This is a genomic window from Corynebacterium sp. S7 (assembly GCF_054401105.1).
Map to the genome: position 1 here is coordinate 723,931 of NZ_CM136760.1, position 17,849 is coordinate 741,779.

At 57.8% G+C, this 17,849-nt stretch carries 17 protein-coding genes and 1 pseudogene; 8 read left to right on the forward strand and 10 right to left on the reverse strand.

The features are described 5' to 3' along the window. Window positions 1-75: 75 nt before the first annotated feature. On the forward strand, window positions 76-1,014 hold the full coding sequence (locus ACXZ66_RS03525; RefSeq protein ID WP_458750539.1) for an alpha/beta fold hydrolase: 939 nt from the start codon (window positions 76-78) through the stop codon (window positions 1,012-1,014). A gap of 69 nt (window positions 1,015-1,083) precedes the next feature. Here the strand turns inward: ACXZ66_RS03525 and ACXZ66_RS03530 are convergent, their stop codons facing one another. From ACXZ66_RS03530 to ACXZ66_RS03540, 3 genes are read right to left on the reverse strand one after another with little or no spacing between them, the layout of a single operon-like run. Continuing rightward, window positions 1,084-2,025 carry an alpha/beta hydrolase gene (locus tag ACXZ66_RS03530; RefSeq protein ID WP_458750541.1) on the reverse strand — a complete coding sequence of 314 codons (942 nt, stop codon included), beginning with the start codon at window positions 2,023-2,025 and terminating at the stop codon, window positions 1,084-1,086. Window positions 2,026-2,048: 23 nt separating this feature from the next. Beyond that, window positions 2,049-2,594 (reverse strand): flavin reductase family protein, encoded by a 546-nt coding sequence (locus tag ACXZ66_RS03535; RefSeq protein WP_458750543.1) that lies wholly within the window; start codon window positions 2,592-2,594, stop codon window positions 2,049-2,051. A 26-nt stretch (window positions 2,595-2,620) separates the two neighbouring features. Further along, window positions 2,621-3,835, reverse strand: a complete 1,215-nt coding sequence (locus ACXZ66_RS03540; RefSeq protein WP_458750545.1) for an acyl-CoA dehydrogenase family protein — start codon at window positions 3,833-3,835, stop codon at window positions 2,621-2,623. 147 nt (window positions 3,836-3,982) lie between these two features. Between ACXZ66_RS03540 and ACXZ66_RS03545 the strand changes: the two genes are divergently transcribed. Continuing rightward, window positions 3,983-4,912, forward strand: a complete 930-nt coding sequence (locus ACXZ66_RS03545; RefSeq protein WP_458750547.1) for an AraC-like ligand-binding domain-containing protein — start codon at window positions 3,983-3,985, stop codon at window positions 4,910-4,912. A gap of 113 nt (window positions 4,913-5,025) precedes the next feature. On the opposite strand, the gene ACXZ66_RS03550 is transcribed toward ACXZ66_RS03545, so the two are convergent. Then, on the reverse strand, window positions 5,026-7,824 hold the full coding sequence (locus ACXZ66_RS03550; RefSeq protein WP_458750549.1) for an FAD-binding and (Fe-S)-binding domain-containing protein: 2,799 nt from the start codon (window positions 7,822-7,824) through the stop codon (window positions 5,026-5,028). 189 nt (window positions 7,825-8,013) lie between these two features. Here ACXZ66_RS03550 and ACXZ66_RS03555 point away from each other — a divergent pair, with 189 nt between their 5' ends. The 3 genes from ACXZ66_RS03555 (at window position 8,014) to ACXZ66_RS03565 (ending at window position 10,429) form a co-directional block, all read left to right on the forward strand. Next, window positions 8,014-8,463, forward strand: coding sequence for a hypothetical protein (locus ACXZ66_RS03555; RefSeq protein ID WP_458750551.1), 450 nt, complete (start codon window positions 8,014-8,016; stop codon window positions 8,461-8,463). 39 nt (window positions 8,464-8,502) lie between these two features. Then, a protein-coding gene (locus ACXZ66_RS03560) for an IS3 family transposase (protein ID WP_458748508.1) occupies window positions 8,503-9,704 on the forward strand; the annotation gives its coding sequence in 2 pieces (ribosomal slippage) (window positions 8,503-8,797 and window positions 8,797-9,704; 1,203 coding nt in all). 155 nt (window positions 9,705-9,859) lie between these two features. Continuing rightward, the gene (locus ACXZ66_RS03565) at window positions 9,860-10,429 is read left to right on the forward strand and encodes a hypothetical protein (RefSeq protein ID WP_458750553.1); all 570 of its coding nucleotides are present in this window, start codon (window positions 9,860-9,862) and stop codon (window positions 10,427-10,429) included. Here ACXZ66_RS03565 and ACXZ66_RS03570 read toward each other — a convergent pair. Further along, window positions 10,426-10,890 (reverse strand): MarR family winged helix-turn-helix transcriptional regulator, encoded by a 465-nt coding sequence (locus ACXZ66_RS03570; protein WP_458750554.1) that lies wholly within the window; start codon window positions 10,888-10,890, stop codon window positions 10,426-10,428. The genes ACXZ66_RS03565 and ACXZ66_RS03570 overlap by 4 nt on opposite strands. 188 nt (window positions 10,891-11,078) lie before the next feature. On the opposite strand from ACXZ66_RS03570, the gene ACXZ66_RS03575 reads away from it, so the two are divergent. Continuing rightward, the gene (locus ACXZ66_RS03575) at window positions 11,079-12,227 is read left to right on the forward strand and encodes an MFS transporter (RefSeq protein ID WP_458751251.1); all 1,149 of its coding nucleotides are present in this window, start codon (window positions 11,079-11,081) and stop codon (window positions 12,225-12,227) included. A gap of 90 nt (window positions 12,228-12,317) precedes the next feature. Here ACXZ66_RS03575 and ACXZ66_RS03580 read toward each other — a convergent pair whose 3' ends face one another. After that, entirely contained in the window at window positions 12,318-12,662 is a 345-nt protein-coding gene (locus tag ACXZ66_RS03580; RefSeq protein WP_458750555.1) for a hypothetical protein, read from the reverse strand. Between the two features lie 478 nt (window positions 12,663-13,140). Here ACXZ66_RS03580 and ACXZ66_RS03585 point away from each other — a divergent pair, with 478 nt between their 5' ends. Beyond that, window positions 13,141-13,347, forward strand: a complete 207-nt coding sequence (locus tag ACXZ66_RS03585) for a hypothetical protein (protein WP_458750556.1) — start codon at window positions 13,141-13,143, stop codon at window positions 13,345-13,347. After that, complete coding sequence (locus ACXZ66_RS03590; RefSeq protein ID WP_458750557.1) at window positions 13,344-13,721, forward strand: type II toxin-antitoxin system death-on-curing family toxin; 378 nt, start codon at window positions 13,344-13,346, stop codon at window positions 13,719-13,721. The genes ACXZ66_RS03585 and ACXZ66_RS03590 overlap by 4 nt, the downstream gene beginning before the upstream one ends. Window positions 13,722-13,727: 6 nt before the next feature. Here the strand turns inward: ACXZ66_RS03590 and ACXZ66_RS03595 are convergent. The 4 genes and pseudogenes from ACXZ66_RS03595 to pdxS all read right to left on the reverse strand — a co-directional run. Then, window positions 13,728-13,924, reverse strand: a pseudogene (locus ACXZ66_RS03595) (pyridoxal 5'-phosphate synthase lyase subunit PdxS); the annotation flags it as partial. Window positions 13,925-13,957: 33 nt separating this feature from the next. Continuing rightward, window positions 13,958-16,093 (reverse strand): sigma factor-like helix-turn-helix DNA-binding protein, encoded by a 2,136-nt coding sequence (locus ACXZ66_RS03600; RefSeq protein WP_458750558.1) that lies wholly within the window; start codon window positions 16,091-16,093, stop codon window positions 13,958-13,960. Between the two features lie 79 nt (window positions 16,094-16,172). Further along, entirely contained in the window at window positions 16,173-16,616 is a 444-nt protein-coding gene (locus ACXZ66_RS03605) for an SRPBCC family protein (RefSeq protein ID WP_458750559.1), read from the reverse strand. Window positions 16,617-16,920: 304 nt separating this feature from the next. After that, window positions 16,921-17,808: a pyridoxal 5'-phosphate synthase lyase subunit PdxS gene (gene pdxS / locus ACXZ66_RS03610; RefSeq protein WP_458750560.1), complete on the reverse strand. Its 888-nt coding sequence runs from the start codon at window positions 17,806-17,808 to the stop codon at window positions 16,921-16,923. Window positions 17,809-17,849: the final 41 nt, after the last annotated feature.

Here is a 17,849-nt window from a genome sequence, read left to right on the forward strand (position 1 = left end):
TTGGTCGATTCTAAATCTGTGCCGCCTGCCACTGATGTGTGGCAGGTGGCGTTTGCGTTTTGTACCTTGGGAAATATGAGTCGCGATCGTGCAGGACAGCCAAGGCGTCGCAGAATCTTCGCCCCGAAGGTCGGCCGGTGGCGCAGCGAAGATGCACGTGCCCGCTACCTGAAGGCCTACGACGAAGTTCTCTCGCAGGTCGCAGCCCCAGATGAGACGCGTGATATCCAGACCCAGTTCGGCACGGTCCACGCTATTGTCTGGCAAGGTCCTGCAGATTCTGGTGCCCCGGTGCTGCTCCTACCTGGCCGCTCCAGTGGTGCTCCGATGTGGGTAGAGAACCTGCCCTCGTGGATCGGCAAACGCACTCTTATCGCTCTCGACCCTATCGGCGATGCAGGCCTTTCCAACCAAACCAAACCGCTGACTAGCCCCGCTGAGCAGGGAGAATGGCTCTCCCAGGCAGTCAGCGGGCTCAACCTCGGACCCGTCCACGCAGTGGGGCACAGCTTCGGTGGAGCCACGGCAGCCGAATTCGTACTTGCTCACCCAGACCAGATGGCAAGCCTCACCCTGCTCGAGCCCGTCATGGTGTTAAGCAATATGCCCCTATCCATCTACTTCTGGGCGACGATTGCCATTTTGCCCACGCCACAATCGTGGCGCGACCGAGCACTGGCCGAGATCGGTGGCACCACAGTTGAAGAGGTGCAAGAGCTCACGCCCATGTCGGAGATGATCGATGTAGCTTCCCAGGGCTACTCTGCGGAGCTGCCTCAGCCACGCAAGCTCTCCGACGAGCAGTGGAAAAGCCTCACCATGCCTGTGCGCCTCGACATTGGTGGCGATTCAACGCTTGCCGGAGGTGCGAAGAGCGCCGACCGGATTCGCACGCTCTTACCCCATGCCACGGTGACCGTCTGGCCCGGCGGTACCCACTCGCTGCCCATGGAAGAGCACGAACACATCGGTGAAGAGCTGCTGGATTTTTGGAATAAGGCTGAGAATTTTTAGACCTATATATAAGGCATAAAAAACGGCCGCCACCCACGAAGGGCAGCGGCCACCGGCCAGAAGGGAAACTTAGCTCGCTGGTCGGTTCACCGAAGCAAAGGCCTTGATGCGCTCGGCAACTAGCTCGATGGCTTCGGCGCTGCCGGGCAGCACGTTCACCATAGAGAAGAAGGTATGCATCTGACCGGTGAAACGACGGTGCTCAACGTCAACGCCAGCTGTTTCTAGGGCGGAAACGTAGGCTTCGCCCTCGTCGCGAAGCACATCATGCTCAGCGGTGATGACAAGTGCCTGTGGCAATCCTTCCAGCGAAGCAGAATTTAGCGGGGTTGCCTGCGGGTTCGCACGGTCCGACAGGTTGGGTACATACTGGTCCCAGAACCACTGCATCGAGTCGCGATTGACAATCGGCGTCTGGTTTTCTTCCGCCAGATACGACAGGCGGTCGAAGTTCGTGTCGGTGGGAGGACAGACCAGCACCTGGCCGCGCAGAGCAGGAGCACCGGCATCGCGCGCCTGGGCTGCGACAACAGTGGCCAAGTTTGCTCCAGCGCTGTCACCAGCGACGATGATGGGAAAGTCGCCGGCGAGGTTTTCCTGCGCCCACTTTAGGGCAGCCCACGCGTCTTGCACAGGGATCGGGAAGGGGTGCTCCGGGACCTTGCGGTACTCGACAACAACCACGGTCGCACCAGTTTTCTCCGCGAGCTGGCGCCCGAGGGTGTCGTAGCCCTGCAGGTTTTCTAGGACCCAGCCGCCACCGTGGTAGTACACGACCACCGCGCTTGGAGCCTCAGAAGGTTGGAAGACTCGGACGGTGAATTCCCCGCCGTCTTCGCTGGTGACCTGGTGGTCGGCGACCGAGTGCAGCTCGGGACCTGGGCCGTAGAGGTTGTACAGGCCGTCGGTGGCTACGCGGGCTTCGGTTGCCGGTAGTTTCCAGAACGGGTCGCCGCTGGCGTTTTCCACTAAGCCCTTGAGAAAGTCGGTGGTGGGCTGATCGAATGACATGTTTTCTCCTGATTCGTACTGGCTTAAGACGCCGGGGTGATGTTGCTGGACGGTGTCAGCGCATGCCACTCGCGGGCATAGTACACAAGTGGGGCGGGGGCTTTACTCTCGTCGATACGCGTCTCGACGAGGCGTATTGCCGCCAAACGTGAACCGTTCACGTCGATGGAATCGATGATTTTTCCGCGCATCCAGACGCGGGAGTTGACCAGGTAGGGCTCGCCGGTGGGCAGGCGGTCCCAGGTGGACTTGTCGGCGAATCGGTTGGCGCCGCGTGCAGCGAAAAGTTTTGCCAGGTCGAGGTTGTCTTTGCCCAAGAGGTGGACAACGACGTACTTGGCTTCGAGGATCTTGGCTGATGAGCTGGACTGTGCCGACAGGTTGAGTGCGATGGTTGGTGGGTCCATGGAGACGCTGCTGATACTGGTAGCGGTCATTCCGACGGGGCCGGTGCCTGGGTCGGCGGTGATAATGGCGACGCCTGCTGGATGGGTACCGAAGGCGCTGCGGAAATCTTGGGCGATGTCGGCGGTTTCAGTGTGTGTATCCATGGCAAATGAGGTGGTCATGATGGTTTCTACCTTTTCTTGCTTGGTTATTTCTGAGTGTTAGATTCAGGTTCAGCGAGATCGAAGAAGTTCCAATAAGAATCAGGGGAAGCGAGGCCGGCGAGGTACTTGCCTACCTGTTGAAGGACGACGGGGCCGGAGGTCATGTGGCCGGTGCCTACGTGCATGTCGCGGAAGGTGCGTTGCAGGTCGCCGCGACGAGACATCGCGGTTGCTGTCCACAGGTGGACGGTTTGGCTGACTTCGTGGGCAGCCCAGGTGGCGTTGTTGAGCGCCAGGCGGGCGAGGGTTTCTTGCTCCATGGTGATGTCTTCGCCAGCGTTGAGGGTGTCCTCGATGCTGCTCCAAACATTGTTGACCAGGGCTTTAGCGGAGAGTAGTCGGGCTTCGGCCTTGGCGTATTCGGCGTAGAACTGGTCGGTGTTGGTGGAAGCGCCTGGCTGCTTGGATTTCTTGGCTGCGTGCTTCTGCATCTCGTCGAGAAGCCTGCGTCCGATGCCGAGCGCCCAGCCGGTGTGGCAAATGCCGGACATGAGGGCCAGGCCGATCTTGTACAGCGCACCGCCTGCCAGCGGTTCTTTCATGTTTGGCTCGTAGACGTAGGCTTCTGGGACGAAAACGTTCTCGCAGGAGTAGTCGATGGAACCGGATGCGCGCAGGCCGAGGACGTCCCAGTTGCCGTCGAGGGAAGCCTCGGAGCGCGGGAAGTGGACCAGCATGACGCGGCCGGTTTTTTCGTCGATGGCGCCGGTGTGGATCCAATCGGCGTGGCGCATGCCGGAGCCGAAGAACCAGTTGCCGGAGACGTTGTAGCCGCCTTCAACTGCTTCGGCTTTGCAGAATCGGGTGCCCTGACCTGCGACGAGGGCGTGGTCGCCGTTGGCTGGGAAGAGCTCGCGCTGTGCTTCCTCGCCGAGGTAGGCGGCGGTGGTGCCGGAGATCATCTGCAGGACCATGAGCACCCAGCCGGAGGCAGGATCTGCGCGGGAAACCTTCTCGATTACGGAAATCGACTGGGTCGGAGTGAGCTCGTAGCCGCCGAGTTCCTCTGGGATGCCGATCTTGAAAGCGCCGGTGTCCTTGAGTGCGTTGAAGCTTTCGTCGCACAGCTGGCCGAGTTCTTCGTTCTTCTCGCCGTTGGCTGCGAGCAGATCTAGGATGCCGTCGAGGCGCTCCATGAGTGCTTCGTATTCGTTGCCCGGGTTGAGGCGAAGTGCGGAAGAGGTGAGGGTGGTAGTCACGGTGTTGCTCCGATCTGAGAGTGAGATGTTCTTGCCGTGGTTCAAAATGTAACCTGCGTCATATCCGCGAACCTATGGATCTCGTGCACTACACCCTCGGTTTTGTGCACTGTTGTTTTCTAGATCACACTCGGCTAGTTTTGTGCCATGCGACAAGGGAACCTTGATTTCTGGAACGACCGGGTAGGCAGCCACGTGCTGCCTTTTCGGCATTCGTCCAGTAAGGGGGCCGATTTCAAAGGCGAAATTCAAGCCATCAACTTCTTAGAAACAAACGTTTTCTCCATGACCGCGGGCGACCACATTGCCGAGCGCAACGACGAAATTGTGCGCCAGGACGACGACGAATACGTTGTAGTCACCTTCCAAATCTCGGGTTCCATCAAGATGACGCAGGGTGGCAGCCAGGTCTTGTTGTACCCGGGCCAGGCGGGACTATATTTATCGAACAAACCTGTGATTTTGGAGTGCCACGGTGATTATCAAAGCCGGAGCGTGCGCATTCCGCTGTCGCGGTTTAGCACCTCTCTGAGACTCTGGGACAACATTGGTGCGCTCGGCTTTGACGGCACTCAGGGCCTTGCGCCTCACGTGCTGGGGTTCCTCAATGACCTTCCTGCAACGGGAGACGCGCTCTCCGTCTCAGCGCGCACGGCTGTGGGCAATCATCTAGTTGGCCTGGTTGAAGCCATGCTTATCGACGCCAAAGTGCCCGAAGAACTCCCAGCTCAGCCCCCTGCCTTCGACCTACTCGAGCATTGTCTGACGTACATCGAGGCCAACCTCTCCGATCCAGAGCTCAACCCCAACATGATCGCTGGTGCCTCCCATGTTTCGGTTCGCTCCCTGCACAATGCATTCAAGCAGTCGGGGATGACGTGCGCGAGCTATATCCGCCAGCGCCGTTTCGAACGTGTGCGCGCTGAACTTGCACTCGAGGAGTTTGTTTCCGTGCCCATTGAGAAGATCCTGCAACGCTGGGGCGTGCACAACCCTTCCAATTTTGGGCAGTATTTCAAACGAATTGAAGGCTGCACGCCGACGGAGTTCCGGCGTAGGGCGCTGGGTGGGGTATAGCTTGCGGGTGCTGCCCGCGTGGTCGATACTGGAATCGGCCAACCGGAAATAATGCCTGGTATCTTAGTCCTAAAAGCACCTTCAAACCCGCTTGGTCGATTCCGCGGACCCAGCTAGCGCGTCGCCAACTCCACCAGCTCCAGCACGTGCTTGTACTCGTGCCCCGTTGCCCGCGTCATGCCTAACTCGCAGGTGCGGTTGGTGGATACGTAGTAGTCGGTTTCAAAATCCCCAACGCGCGAAGCCTCCAACCGCGTGGCCGATTCGGTCAGCTCCGGGCGCAGCATTCCGCGGTCGCCGGCGTAGCCGCAGCAGCCCCAGTTCTCGGGGACGTGGACCTCGGGGGAAACGAAGCGGGCGAGGGTGAGCGTGTCGTCGTGAAGCGATAAATGCTCTGCTGAGCAGGTCGGATGCACGGTGACCGTGCCCACGGGCGACGCCGACAACTGAGGCAGGAGCGAATCGGCGGTGAATGCGATGACGTCGATGACTTCGATGCCCCCGGATTCGAGCGTGTGCACGAAGCCTTGGGTGCATGAGGAGGCATCGGTGATTACGGGCAGCCGTGCGCCGTCGGTGGCTTCGGTCAGGGTCGAGATGACCTTAAATTGCATGGTGGATAAGCCACGGAACATGCCTTTCGACGACCACGGAGTCCCGCAGCACAACTCGTCGATGTTGTCGGGAACGATCATCGCCACGCCGGCGCGCTCCAACAACGCGACGAACGCGTCCGAGACTTCCGAGTCGAACATCGAGTTCACGCAGGCAGGAACGTACACGCCGACGGGTGCCGCGAAGCGACTACCCACCACCTGCCCGAACCGCGAACGCTTCCGGCCACCCTTCGGCAGCTCCGACTGATACTGCGGAACCGTCTCGGTACCCACCAGCGAACGCGCAACATCAGTCACCTTGCGCACCAGCGACTCGGGCATTATGTACGCACTCGACAACGTACGGGAAGCAGCACGGTTTATCGGCGCCCAATTCTTCGCCGCCTCATCCCACGCGCGCTGCTGCATCTGCGAAGCCGAGTCCGCGCGCAAATTCTTCACAAACTCCCCGGTATCAATTTGCACCGGGCACGCAACCGCGCACATCGAATCGGCGGCGCAGGTCTGCACGCCCCAATATTCGTAGTCGCGATCCAGCTCCTTGACGGCCTGCGTGTCGCCGGTTTCCAGCGCCCGAGCACGAGCTCGCCTGACGACGATGCGCTGCCGCGGCGTCAACGTCAGGTCCCGCGAGGGGCACGCCGACTCACAGAAACCGCATTCCACGCACTTTTCAATTTCCGACTCCACCTCGGGCAGCAGCTTGATGTCTTTGAGGTGTGACTGCTTATCCTCCGACAGAATCACGCCGGGATTCATGGTGAACGTCGGGTCGGCGGCGCGCTTGAGCTCCCACATCACCTCGTAGAGCTCGGAGCCGAATTGCTTCTCGACGAACGGCGCCATCGCCCGCCCCGTGCCATGCTCCGCCTTGAGGTTGCCGCCCGCGCCGAGGACCAAATCAACCATGCCCTCGTGGAAATCCTCGAAGCGGCGCAGCGAATGGTCGTTGTCGAAGCGGTCGGAAAGCATGAAGTGGATGTTGCCGTCTTTGGCGTGGCCAAAGATCACGCCGTCGTGGAAATCGTGCGAGGTGAAAAGTTCCTGCAGGTCGGCGCAGGCCTCGGCGAGCTTCGGCACCGGCACAGCCACATCCTCGAGCAGCGCCGAGGTTCCTTTCGGGCGCGCGCCCGCGACCTGCGCGTAAAGACCCTTGCGGAAACTCCACGCCTGCGCCGCACTGTCCTTGTCGGTGGAAAACGTGGCAGGCTTCATCAGCGATTGTTCGCGCAGAATTTGCTCGCCGACCTCCTCCAAATGAGCGAGTTTCTCCTGCTCATCGGTGTGATATTCAATCAGCAGCGCGGCCTCGTCATTTACCTCGAATCCCGAGATCGCCTCTGGTGCCCCGGCGAAGGTTTGCCCGCGTTTGATGGATGCCGAGTCCATTAGCTCCAGTGTCGCCGCGCCCGATTCGACGAGTGCGGGGAGGGCGCGCGTTGCGCTGTCAAGCGAATTGAACACCGCGAGCGTAGTGGTCACGAGTGGCGCGACGGGGATCGTGCGGAAGATCGCTTCGGCGACGAACGCGAGCGTGCCCTCCGAGCCGATGATCAAATGCTCCAGGATTTTCAGCGGACTGTCGTGATCCACGAACGCGTTCATGCCGTATCCCATGGTGTTCTTGAGGCTGTACAACTTCTCAATGCGCGCCATCGAATCAGAATTTCCGCGCACGCGCTCGCGCAGTTCTTCTAGCTTTTCGACGAGGTGTGGTTCCAGGGTGCGCAGTTTCTCGTCGGCACCCGCGTCGGCTGTATTAATTACCGTGCCGGAGGGGAGCACGAACGTCATCGACTCGATGGTTTGGTAGGCATTGAGCGCGGTGCCACAGAACATGCCGGAGGAATTGTTGGCGATCACCCCACCGATGGTCGCCCCGATTTCCGAGGCTGGGTCCGGGCCAATCTTGTAGCCGTAGAGGCCAAGGCGTGCGTTGACATGGCGTACCGTCGCGCCGGGCTGCACCTTCACACGCTTGCCATTTTCAAGGACTTCGATGCCACGGAAGTGCTTGCGGGTATCCACCAAGATGCCCTCGCCGGAGGCTTGGCCGGACAAGGAAGTGCCGCCGGAACGCAGCGTGACTGGCCTATTTGCACTTTTGGCAGCGCGGAAAACAGCTGCGACATCTTCCGCGCTGCGGGCGGTGACCACCACTTCGGGCACATGGAAGAAGTGCGAGGCGTCCGAGGCGTAGGCAGCTCGTTTGATCAGCTGCGTGCTCACTGCTTCGGAGGACCCGAGTTCATCTGCAAGCTGATGGGGGAGGGATGCTGTGCTTTGATCGGTCATCGGGAGCCTCGTTTCCGTTGCGATACGCGGGCAAGTGCCTTGCGTCACAGCCTAGTTTGCTCGAGGAAACGGTGTGGTGGGATTCCCGTTTTCGGTACGTGTAATAACCACGCCTTAAATGCGTATTAATAAAGTACTATCAGCAAAAATTCTTGATCCCATTAAATATCGCGTTCAAGGAGAAGTACGATGCGTACTGCTCGATCATTGCTGTTTGTTTTCGGCTCCGCGGCGGTCCTCGCCCTAGGTGCCTGCTCTTCTTCTGGATCCGGAGGTGGCTCGGAGCCTTCGCCGTCGTCGACACGCGTAGCGACGAGTGTGAGCCCTTCGGTGCCTGCTACCGTGCAACCGGCAACCACGCCACAAAACACCGACCAAAGTTCTCTGCCTCGGGGAATGGAGGTTTACCCCGGTGCCCAGGTGCAAATTGGGAACGACCAAGCAACCGTCTGCGTCAACGGCGATGGCTGGAGAATGAACGTCATCGCGGTCAACGGGAACACTAGCTGCGAGTTTGCCTATGCGGTCAGTGACGGCATGGTCGGGACTCTCAATGCCACCGAAGACAATATCCGCGATCATTTGCCTAAATCCTTCCAAGCAACAAGCGGACCTGACCCCCGTTTGGTAGACACCTAACATCCCAACAATCTGGGACTGAAAGGTAATCTCCACACCATGCCAAGCAAGACCTACACCGAAGAGTTCAGACGCGATGCCGTCGCGCTCTACGAGAACTCCCCGGGCACCTCGCTCCAGACCATCGCCACTGATCTTGGGATCAACCGTGCCACCCTGCATAACTGGCTGAAAAAATACGGCACCGGTGCCCGCACCAAGATCAGCTCTAAGGATTCAGCTTCCCCGGCCTCGGTGACGGAGGCCGAGCGGATTCGACAACTCGAACGAGAAAACGCCCGGCTCCGGGAAGAACGTGACATCCTGCGGAAAGCCGCTAAATATTTCGCGGAAGAGACGAACTGGTGATCCGCTTCCGGTTCGTTGATGACGCCCAGAAGAACCATTCGGTTAAGCGGTTGTGCGAGGTGTTAAAACTCAACAGATCTTCGTTCTATAAATGGAAAAACAGCAGTTCAGCCCGCAGGAAACGCCTCATGTCCGACGCGATCCTCGGCGCCCGCGTCAAGACTGTATTCGCTGCCGAACGCGGTTGCTATGGGGCGAAACGGATCACGGCTGAACTCAAAGACCAGGCCGGTCATGGCCCCGTGAACCACAAGCGGGTTGCCCGAGTCATGCGCGAACTCAAGCTGTTCGGATATACAAAGAAACGCAAGGTCACCACGACCGTCTCAGATCAGAAGAAACCCGTGTTTCCTGACCTTGTCGGCCGGAAATTCACTGCCGATAAACCAAACCAGCTCTACGTCGGGGACATCACCTACCTGCCGATTGCGGATGGGTCGAATATATATCTGGCCACGGTCATTGATTGCTATTCTCGCCGACTTGTTGGTTTCGCGATCGCGGATCATATGCGCACGTCCCTGGTGCAGGATGCTTTGCTGATGGCTAAGGGCCAGCGTGGAAGCCTTAAAGGTGCGATTTTCCACTCGGATCACGGCAGCGTTTACACCTCTCACGCATTCCAGGACACCTGCAAAGAGCTTGGAATTAGGCAGTCAATGGGATCAATCGGCACCAGTGCGGACAACGCGTTAGCGGAGTCTTTCAACGCTGCGCTGAAGCGGGAAGTCCTCAAGGATTCCAAGACCTTTGAGAATCAATTGCGCTGCCGCCGGGACGTGTTCCGCTGGTGTATCCGTTACAACACGGTGCGCCGACATTCCTGGTGTAAATATCTCGCGCCTGCGGTGTTTGAGGAGCGCGGTCCTGCTATCCTGAAATCTGCTTCCTGATTAAATCCTCCGTGTCCACTTCCCGGGGGTCGGGCCCAGCCCCGTCACCGGCCAGACCTATGACATGACTTGCGCCAAGCAAAACTATGAGCTCATCACTTGCACCGGCGGCAACAATGCCGTCGTGTACTTTTACTAGATTTGAGGCGATAAAAATGCGCACTGCACAATCGATGGTGTTGGTTCTGGGCTCCGCGGCACTCCTCGTCCTGAGTGGCTGCTCGGCTTATGGTTCCGGTGGAGCTACGGATCCACCTGCGTCGTCGACACGCGTGACGACGAGTGTGAGCCCCTCGGTGCCGGCGACACCGAGCCAAAGCCAGGTACCGACCCAAGCACCACCAACCCAGGCACCTCCTGAAACTACCGTGGAAACGTCTCCGAGCGAGCCGCGAACTCCTGTGACCAATTTGCTGGATGCTGTTCCAGGTGATCAGGTGATGGTTAAAAACGAGGTAGTAACAATATGCAACATTGGCGATGGTTATTTTGTGGACATCTTTGGGGTCAATGAGAATACTTCGTGCGAATTCGGATATGCGCTAAGAGACAAGTTGGTCGAAGAGATGAATGCTAACAATTCCTATCTCCGCACGCGCCTGCCACAAACCTTTATGGCCACAAGCCCCGTCACTGGCCAGACGTATGCGATGAACTGCGCAAGCGAGACGAAGGAGGCGATCGTGTGCCGTGGTGGCAACAATGCCGCGGTCTACTTCTTCTAACCCTTCCTTGGCCACGGCCGCCCACGCCGAGCCTCCGCGCCCTCGTTGAACCTCCGGAACAGGCGCGTAAACGTTTCCACTTCCTCGGGAGTCCAGTCCTTGGTAGATTCGGCGTACCCTGCAGATCGCTCGTCCAATTCCTGGTGCAGCTGCCGCAGACCTTTTTCGGTGGGGCGGTGCAGTTTGGCGGGGGCGCCGGAGGGGTCGTCGATAAGCTCGATGAGACCGTTCGCCTCGGCCGCCTTGACCTGACGATGCACCGTCGACGTGTTTAGCTCGAACGCGTCCGCGAGCTCGGCAACACTCATCGGGCCCGACGCCTCAAGCCGCGCAAGCAGGATCAGCGCGCTGCGATCCAACGCGCTATCGCGACCGAATGCGGGCAGATTTTGCACGCTATAGCGCGACATGAGGACGAACTCGTAGGCGAGCTGGTCGTAGATGGAAGGCTCTTCTGCCACTGATCAAACTCCTGAATCGGGAACATCTTCACCTTACCAGGCGAGTTGCATGATGCAATTCATCTGGTAGATTGAGAATTCGTGCGAATTGCATAGTGCAATTGCTTTACGACGAAGGAGCCCACGTGGTCGAAGAGAAGACCGAACAAAGCGGAAGTGAACCGAAAATTATCACGCCCACCTTTGTGATGGGATGGGTAGCGAACTTCCTCCAATTCCTGGTGTTCTATTCGCTGATCACCACGATGGCGCTGTATGCCGTCTCCCAATTCAACGCGTCGAACACGATGGGTGGCCTGGCTGCCAGTTCCTTCGTTATCGGTGCGACCGTGGCTCGCTTGTTTACGGGTTACGTGGTTGACCGCGTGGGTAGCCGCCGTGTGACTTTGATGGCGGTGCTTGTGACCACCATCATCGTTTCGTTTTATATTCCGGCGAATTCTTTGGCAGCTTTGCTTGTCGTGAGATTCCTGCACGGTGCCGCGTACTCGTTTGCAACTACGGCAATCATGGCGATGGTGCAGGCGTTGATTCCCGCTCAACGACGCTCTGAGGGCACCGGCTACTTCTCACTCGGTACCACTCTTGCGGCGGCTTTTGGACCTGCGCTTTCGCTGATGATTGTGAATCGGTTCAGCTACGACATGCTGTTTTATGTCACGCTCGGCGTTTCGTTGGTCGGCCTGCTGGCTGCCATCGTGCTGTACGCGCGGACTTCTTCGCCGACTACTTCCGGCGGTGCGGTGAAGTTCAGCCTGCGTTCGATCATCAACCCGAAGGTACTACCGATTGCGACCTTCATGCTGATCGTCGCCTTTGCCTACTCCGGCATCATGACCTACGTGAATGCTTACGCCGAGGAGCGCAACCTGGTTACCGGTGCGGCCTTCTTCTTCATCGCCTACGCCGTGACCATGTTCCTCTCGCGTGCCTACCTGGGTAAACTGCAGGACCAGAAGGGAGACAATGCGGTCATTTTCTCCGGTCTGTTGTTCTTCGTGATCTCGTTGGTCATCCTGGCCGTGGCAACGCAAAACTGGCACGTCATCGTCGCCGGTGCTTTCAGCGGTGTCGGTTACGGCGCGCTGATGCCTGCGGCTCAGTCGGTTGCCGTGGGTGTTGCCGATCGTCACTCCTTCGGTTCGGCGCTGTCCACGCTCTTCCTGTTGGTTGACGTTGGTTTCGGTATCGGGCCGATTGTGTTGGGCGCCGTTTTGTCGTCGATAAGCTTTGGCACCATGTACTGGGCGCTTGCGGGCGTGGTTGTACTTGCCGGTGTGTACTACGCGTTGACGCACGGGCGCACCGAGCGCGCGCGGCATGGGTTTGTGGATTAATTGGATTTAGCGCGGTGAGCGCTTGGCGTTGTCAACGGCGATGCCAAGCGCTTTTTCATAAATTTTTCCGAGTCCGGGAACTAATATTGATTAAGTGAGATGTTCCTGAGCCAGATAGGTTGAAGAGCGGAAGGACTTGGCTTTACCGATAGCATCAACTATTTGGTCCTGGTTAAGGCCGATTATTTGAAGATAGTGAATGCTCACTAAAGCGATTGTGGTTAAACCGGCTGCATGAGCCTTGACATATTGGTTTTCATTCAGGTGCGCGTCGTGGGCTACGGAGTTTCGCGCATTTACTTGGGTTGTGCTCCAGATGTCTAAGTTTGGAATTAGTAGCGCTCTTACTTCAGATGAGGTTCTGAAGTACAGATCTAGTAGGCGCTTAAAGAAAGTAGTTTTCCCACGATCATTTGGATTAATCCGATCGGCCATTTTTCTAGCTTCATCTGAAACCGTTCTAAACTCTGTTTTGTGAAATCTTTCAGCAAGAACTCCGGCTAGGAAAACAGCGGTTTCGAGGTGAGATTCTGAGTCCTCAAGAAACGTACTGAGCAGATTAAGTGGAGCTTCATGCTTAGGGAAGGGATCGAACCAAATTTTGACTGAAGTTTCAAACTACACGATTCTGCAGTTGAAAAGGAAAAACTCCAATTGTGACGAAGGAACGTCTGGGTAGCTAGGAACTCTTCTTGGAAATAAACCTGGCATCGATTACGGATTTAAGAACGCCTGTTTGAATCGGGGTGCTCGAGATTGAGGAAGAAAACGATTTTGCCTGTATTGGTCAGTGTGCCATTAGAGTTAATTTCATAACGCGAACAGGAAGTTCAAAAATTTCTAGCTCGGAAAAATAGATTCTGCCCAGTAATGTGGCTAGTTCTGTATGGTGCCAAAATGGTACCGTCAAGACATGAGCATTAATGTCCGTTTAACAGACGAAGAGGCGCGCCAATTGGCCGATTTGGCGGAAACAACTGGTCGCTCGAAACAGCAAGTTATTACAGGACTGATTCGTGAACAGTGGAAGCTCATAGACGCGCGCCGGACTGTCGGGCGGGAACTTGACGACATCTTCGAAAAGCGCAAGAACCTTATGGACCGATTGAGTGACGCGTGAGCGACCCGAAGGAGCTTTTTCAGCTTGAAACAATCCGACCTTGGTTAGAGAGCAACGGCTTTTATTCACGTGACTGGGGTCTGCTCTCAGCTGCTTTAGAACGTCCTTGGGCCCAATTCGCGGGGCAGGACCTTTACGTAGATGTCTGGCAAAAAACTGCGGCGCTTATTTCAAGCGTTGAATCCAACCACCCGCTGATCGATGGTAACAAGCGGCTGGGAGTCCTGCTCGGTGCACTGATGTTGCGGATTCATGGAATCAACGACGATGCTATTAACGATGACGCTTGGTATGAGTTGATACTCGACATCGCCGAAAATCATCCGTCAGTGGAAGTGATTGCTTCACGGCTGCGCCGAGCCGCCGGCGAGTAGCCCGCTCTACCACCCACGCTCCGCCAACCGGTGCGGCGCCAGCAGATCAGTAACGCTGATGCCCAACATAGCCTCGCCGGGCCTGCGCGACACTTCCCCGTTCACGGCAGGATCGTCGTAGTCTCCACCGCCTTGAGCACCGCAGCCGCGAGCCTTTCCGTATTACCCGACTCTAAAATTCTCTAGCCCACGAACAGGCCTTCGGAGCTAACCTCCTTCGTAGCAACGACGAACATTTAGCGCGGTGAGCGCTTGGCGTTGTCAACGGCGATGCCAAGCGCTTTTGCTATGTCGGTGTCGCCCTTGGCGCGCAAGAGCGAGGCCAGCGGAAATGGCATGATCGTCGGAGCGGCACCGACAGCACGGCAAAGGGTGGCGTAGATATCGTCGAAGGATTCGGCCTCGCGGGCGTCGATAAGGCGCGCGACCTCCTGCATCGGTTCGGCCAGGAAGTTTTGGGGCTGTTTCTGCGCCTCGATGATTTCGAAGGTGTTGTCGTCGCCGAAGTAGAGGAAGATTTCGGCGCCCTCAGGGATGTTCTGGTCCTGCAGAATGCGTCGGATCGAGCCAGTGGCGACGATGTTGGAGTTCCAGGAAACGGTTTGGTGCCCTAGGGGATGAGCAAATTCACGACGATCACCAAACTGCATATCCAGCATGGTTGCGAACGACATCGGGACCCCGAATCCGCTGCCTCGCAGGTGATCGGCGTTGACCGTGATGCGGTATTTCCAACCGTGTTCGGTGCGGAATAGCCGGGCCGTGTCCTGTGGGCGCTTCTTGCTGCGTGTGCCGGGTTCGGCAAAAGAGACGATACCGTCGTCGACTTTGAAAGGCAGGGCGGCGGCATAAGAGCGGACGCTGGAAGGAGAAATATCGAACTTTGAGGTGAGGTCTTTGACCATTTCTCCGATAGGCGCTTCGCCGTCGTGGTCCTCGAGGTAGTTCTGGATCGAGGTCTTGATGCCAACGTACGCGGGCATGCCCCATTCAGCGAGGGCATACACGTCTCGGTCGACGCGGGTGATCCGCTCGTCGGCCTGTATCGCGTTGAGTACCGAGCGGAAATTTCCTTTATTTGGCAGCTTGGATTCGATCGCTTCGGTGGCAAGGGGAGTGCCGCTAATGGAGAGGATGGCGGCAACCCGGTCGCCGTGTTTCCCGGCTTTGAGATATACATAGGTATCGTCAACCATGAGTTTGCAGTACTTTAGCCAGGACAAATTCGCCTCGTCGGCATTGACATTTTGCGTAGCGACGATATCCACCTGGTCGATCGGCAGCACGCCATATTCGTTAGCTTCTGCCTGCAGTGCTTCTTTGGTGCGTTCGATGGAAATTTTCTTCCCGCGGGGAAGGATCCACCCATCCTCGATGACGTAATCGAACCGGGTATAGTCGCGGTCCAACTGGCTCAGAACAAACCACAAGGGCTTGTCGGTTCCGTGAATATTCTCCCGCAGCGCTGGATAGCTAAGGAGGAGATCTTCAAGGGGCCGAATTTCCTGCACCTTTCTAGCGATCAAGGCCAGAAGTTCCTGCATGATTTCGCTCTCGTCGAGGGCCTGACCGATGTGTTCCTTTGCCTGTTTTTCCAGCTGGCGGACTCGTTCGCGAGTCAGGTCAAAATCTTGGCCAATGTCGTCGAGGGTTCGAGGCTCCCGCGAGAAAACTCGCTGGTCCAAGATCTGCAGCTGGCGTTCTTCGAGCCCCTCGATGATTCCGCTGAACACAGACGCGATGGGCGACTGTTGCTTCTCCGGGGTGAGCACGTCAAGTGCCGTCAGCGACAGAAAATCGTCGTGGATATCGGTGGTGCGCTCCGTACCCATCGACTGGCCCTCGGTCGACAGCATGGGAACATCGGGTGCACCAATTGCGATGAACCACTTTGCGAGGTCTTCGAGGGCTTGCGCTATCTCCTCCGCAGGGCGGTGCTGGGCAACAGGTTCCGGAACCGCGTCGCCCGGATTCCAGACTCTGTCGCCTTCGAGGGCATGTCGGACCGTTGCCGTTGCTATTTGCGTGAGGAACTTGGTTAAAGCGCCTTCTCCAAATCCGCGCCAATCCGAGATCTCGCTAATAGTTAAAGGTTTGATCTCGCGGCCGGTGTAGATATCGTGGGCGCGCAGATTGCGCTCGGCCTTCTCCGATAGGTCCAGGCGCTGGAGCTGCACCTCGTCGTGAAGCGAAGAAAAGAGCTCCGCAATGGTGCGCGTGCGGTGGCTGCGGACCGCGGACGACACGATGCTGCCGAGCGCTTCGGAGTTGGTGTCCGATGCCGGATCGTTGCGCCAGGGGAGCGGACCCATCCACGGAAATACATCGGCCCACGTAGGGGTCTGCGGTTCGTCGAAGTAGATCTGATTCATGGATACCGTTCGTAGTGAGGCGGGCAACTCAGTTTTGCGCTTCTCACTATCCTACTTCTGGGCGCGCTGCAGAGGCCGTTTATCGGTTATTCGATGCCAGCAGCTCCTTGAGGGTTGTGAACTCGCGGTCGAACGAGCGTCTGATCTGTCGCTCCATTACCGGTTCAAGGATGCGCATTGGCCCCGAAAATCGCATTTCCAGAATTGCGCGGAGCTCAGTGACACCAGGAGATTTTTCGTTAACGGTATAGGAGGCCCAGCCGCTAATTGGGCGATTGTCGAGAACAAATCGTACGTGCTTACCCTCCTCGTATTCGACGAAGGTCGACTGCGAGTGTATGGTACGGCCCGCGAAATTGCGTGTGAACTTGTGCACGGTCCCGACACCGAGAGGACGATCGCCGACCCGAGTCGCGCTTACGACACCTTCCTCCCATAGCGGACTATTGGTCAGGTCGGCGACGAAGGCAAAAACTTCGGTTGCGGGTCTGTTAATAATGGTGGTCCGGTCGATGTGAAACATGGTGGTAGTCCTCCTGCTTCATGAACTGCAGATCTCATTGTGGGCTCCGACGAAGTGGCCTGGCGCGCGAGAATCGATGGTGTGTTCGAAAATACCGGCGGTTAGGGTGGAAGACATTGCGAGTTCTCTGGATCAATGAGGGGAGTGCAATTGGTAATCAAGTATCGAATGCGACACTAGGAACTTTTGATGTCTGCGAGGTACTTGACCTCGCGACCAGATGCGCCAAAACTACGCCAACAGGCATACAGTACATCCATTTTAGACCCAAGCGATGAGCTTTCTCAAGGGTCTTCGGATGCAGCTACCACCCACGCTCCGCCAACCGGTGCGGCGCCGGCAGATCAGTAACATTGATGCCCACCATCGCCTCGCCGAGCCCGCGCGACACATTCGCAATCACGGAAGCGTCGTTGTAGTTAGCCACAGCCTTGACCACCGCCGCCGCGCGCTTCTCCGGATTGCCGGACTTGAAAATGCCGGAGCCGACAAACACGCCGTCGGCGCCGAGCTGCATCATCATCGCGGCATCGGCCGGGGTCGACACACCGCCAGCCACGAACAGCGCGACCGGCAGCTTGCCCTCGGCCGCGACCTGCTTGACCAGGTCGTAGGGTGCAGCGAGGTCCTTCGCGGCGACGTAGAGCTCGTCTTCGCTTAACGACGACAGCGCCGCAATCTCGGAACGGATCTGGCGAATATGCTTTGTGGCTTCGGAGACATCCCCGGTTCCCGCTTCGCCTTTGGAGCGGATCATGGCGGCGCCTTCGTTGATTCGTCGTAAAGCTTCGCCGAGGTTGGTCGCACCGCACACGAACGGGGTGTTGAACCCGCGCTTATCAATGTGGTTGACGTAGTCGGCGGGGGAGAGCACCTCGGACTCGTCGACGTAGTCAACGCCGAGTGCCTCCAGAACCTGTGCTTCGACGAAGTGGCCGATGCGCGCCTTCGCCATGACGGGGATGGAGACCTCGGCGATGATGCCCTCGATCATGTCGGGATCCGAGGCTCGCGCCACGCCACCCTCGGCGCGGATGTCGGCGGGCACGCGCTCAAGCGCCATGACGGCCACGGCACCGGCATCTTCGGCGATGCGGGCCTGCTCGGGAGTGACCACGTCCATGATCACTCCGCCCTTGAGCGAGTTGGTCAGATCAGTCTTATTTAATGTCGTTTTCGGCATAGTTTCCATCTTGACGGGCGAAGCGGTCTAAAGTTAAGGCCACACAATGC

Bases quoted from the DNA above. Each gene is read 5' to 3' on its own strand.
- ACXZ66_RS03525 (WP_458750539.1), top strand. From the start codon at position 76: ATGAGTCGCGATCGTGCAGGACAGCCAAGGCGTCGCAGAATCTTCGCC.
- ACXZ66_RS03530 (WP_458750541.1), bottom strand. From the start codon at position 2,025: ATGTCATTCGATCAGCCCACCACCGACTTTCTCAAGGGCTTAGTGGAA.
- ACXZ66_RS03535 (WP_458750543.1), bottom strand. From the start codon at position 2,594: ATGACCACCTCATTTGCCATGGATACACACACTGAAACCGCCGACATC.
- ACXZ66_RS03545 (WP_458750547.1), top strand. From the start codon at position 3,983: ATGCGACAAGGGAACCTTGATTTCTGGAACGACCGGGTAGGCAGCCAC.
- ACXZ66_RS03550 (WP_458750549.1), bottom strand. From the start codon at position 7,824: ATGACCGATCAAAGCACAGCATCCCTCCCCCATCAGCTTGCAGATGAA.
- ACXZ66_RS03555 (WP_458750551.1), top strand. From the start codon at position 8,014: ATGCGTACTGCTCGATCATTGCTGTTTGTTTTCGGCTCCGCGGCGGTC.
- ACXZ66_RS03565 (WP_458750553.1), top strand. From the start codon at position 9,860: ATGCGCACTGCACAATCGATGGTGTTGGTTCTGGGCTCCGCGGCACTC.
- ACXZ66_RS03575 (WP_458751251.1), top strand. From the start codon at position 11,079: ATGGGATGGGTAGCGAACTTCCTCCAATTCCTGGTGTTCTATTCGCTG.
- ACXZ66_RS03580 (WP_458750555.1), bottom strand. From the start codon at position 12,662: ATGGCCGATCGGATTAATCCAAATGATCGTGGGAAAACTACTTTCTTT.
- ACXZ66_RS03585 (WP_458750556.1), top strand. From the start codon at position 13,141: ATGAGCATTAATGTCCGTTTAACAGACGAAGAGGCGCGCCAATTGGCC.
- ACXZ66_RS03600 (WP_458750558.1), bottom strand. From the start codon at position 16,093: ATGAATCAGATCTACTTCGACGAACCGCAGACCCCTACGTGGGCCGAT.
- ACXZ66_RS03605 (WP_458750559.1), bottom strand. From the start codon at position 16,616: ATGTTTCACATCGACCGGACCACCATTATTAACAGACCCGCAACCGAA.
- pdxS (WP_458750560.1), bottom strand. From the start codon at position 17,808: ATGGAAACTATGCCGAAAACGACATTAAATAAGACTGATCTGACCAAC.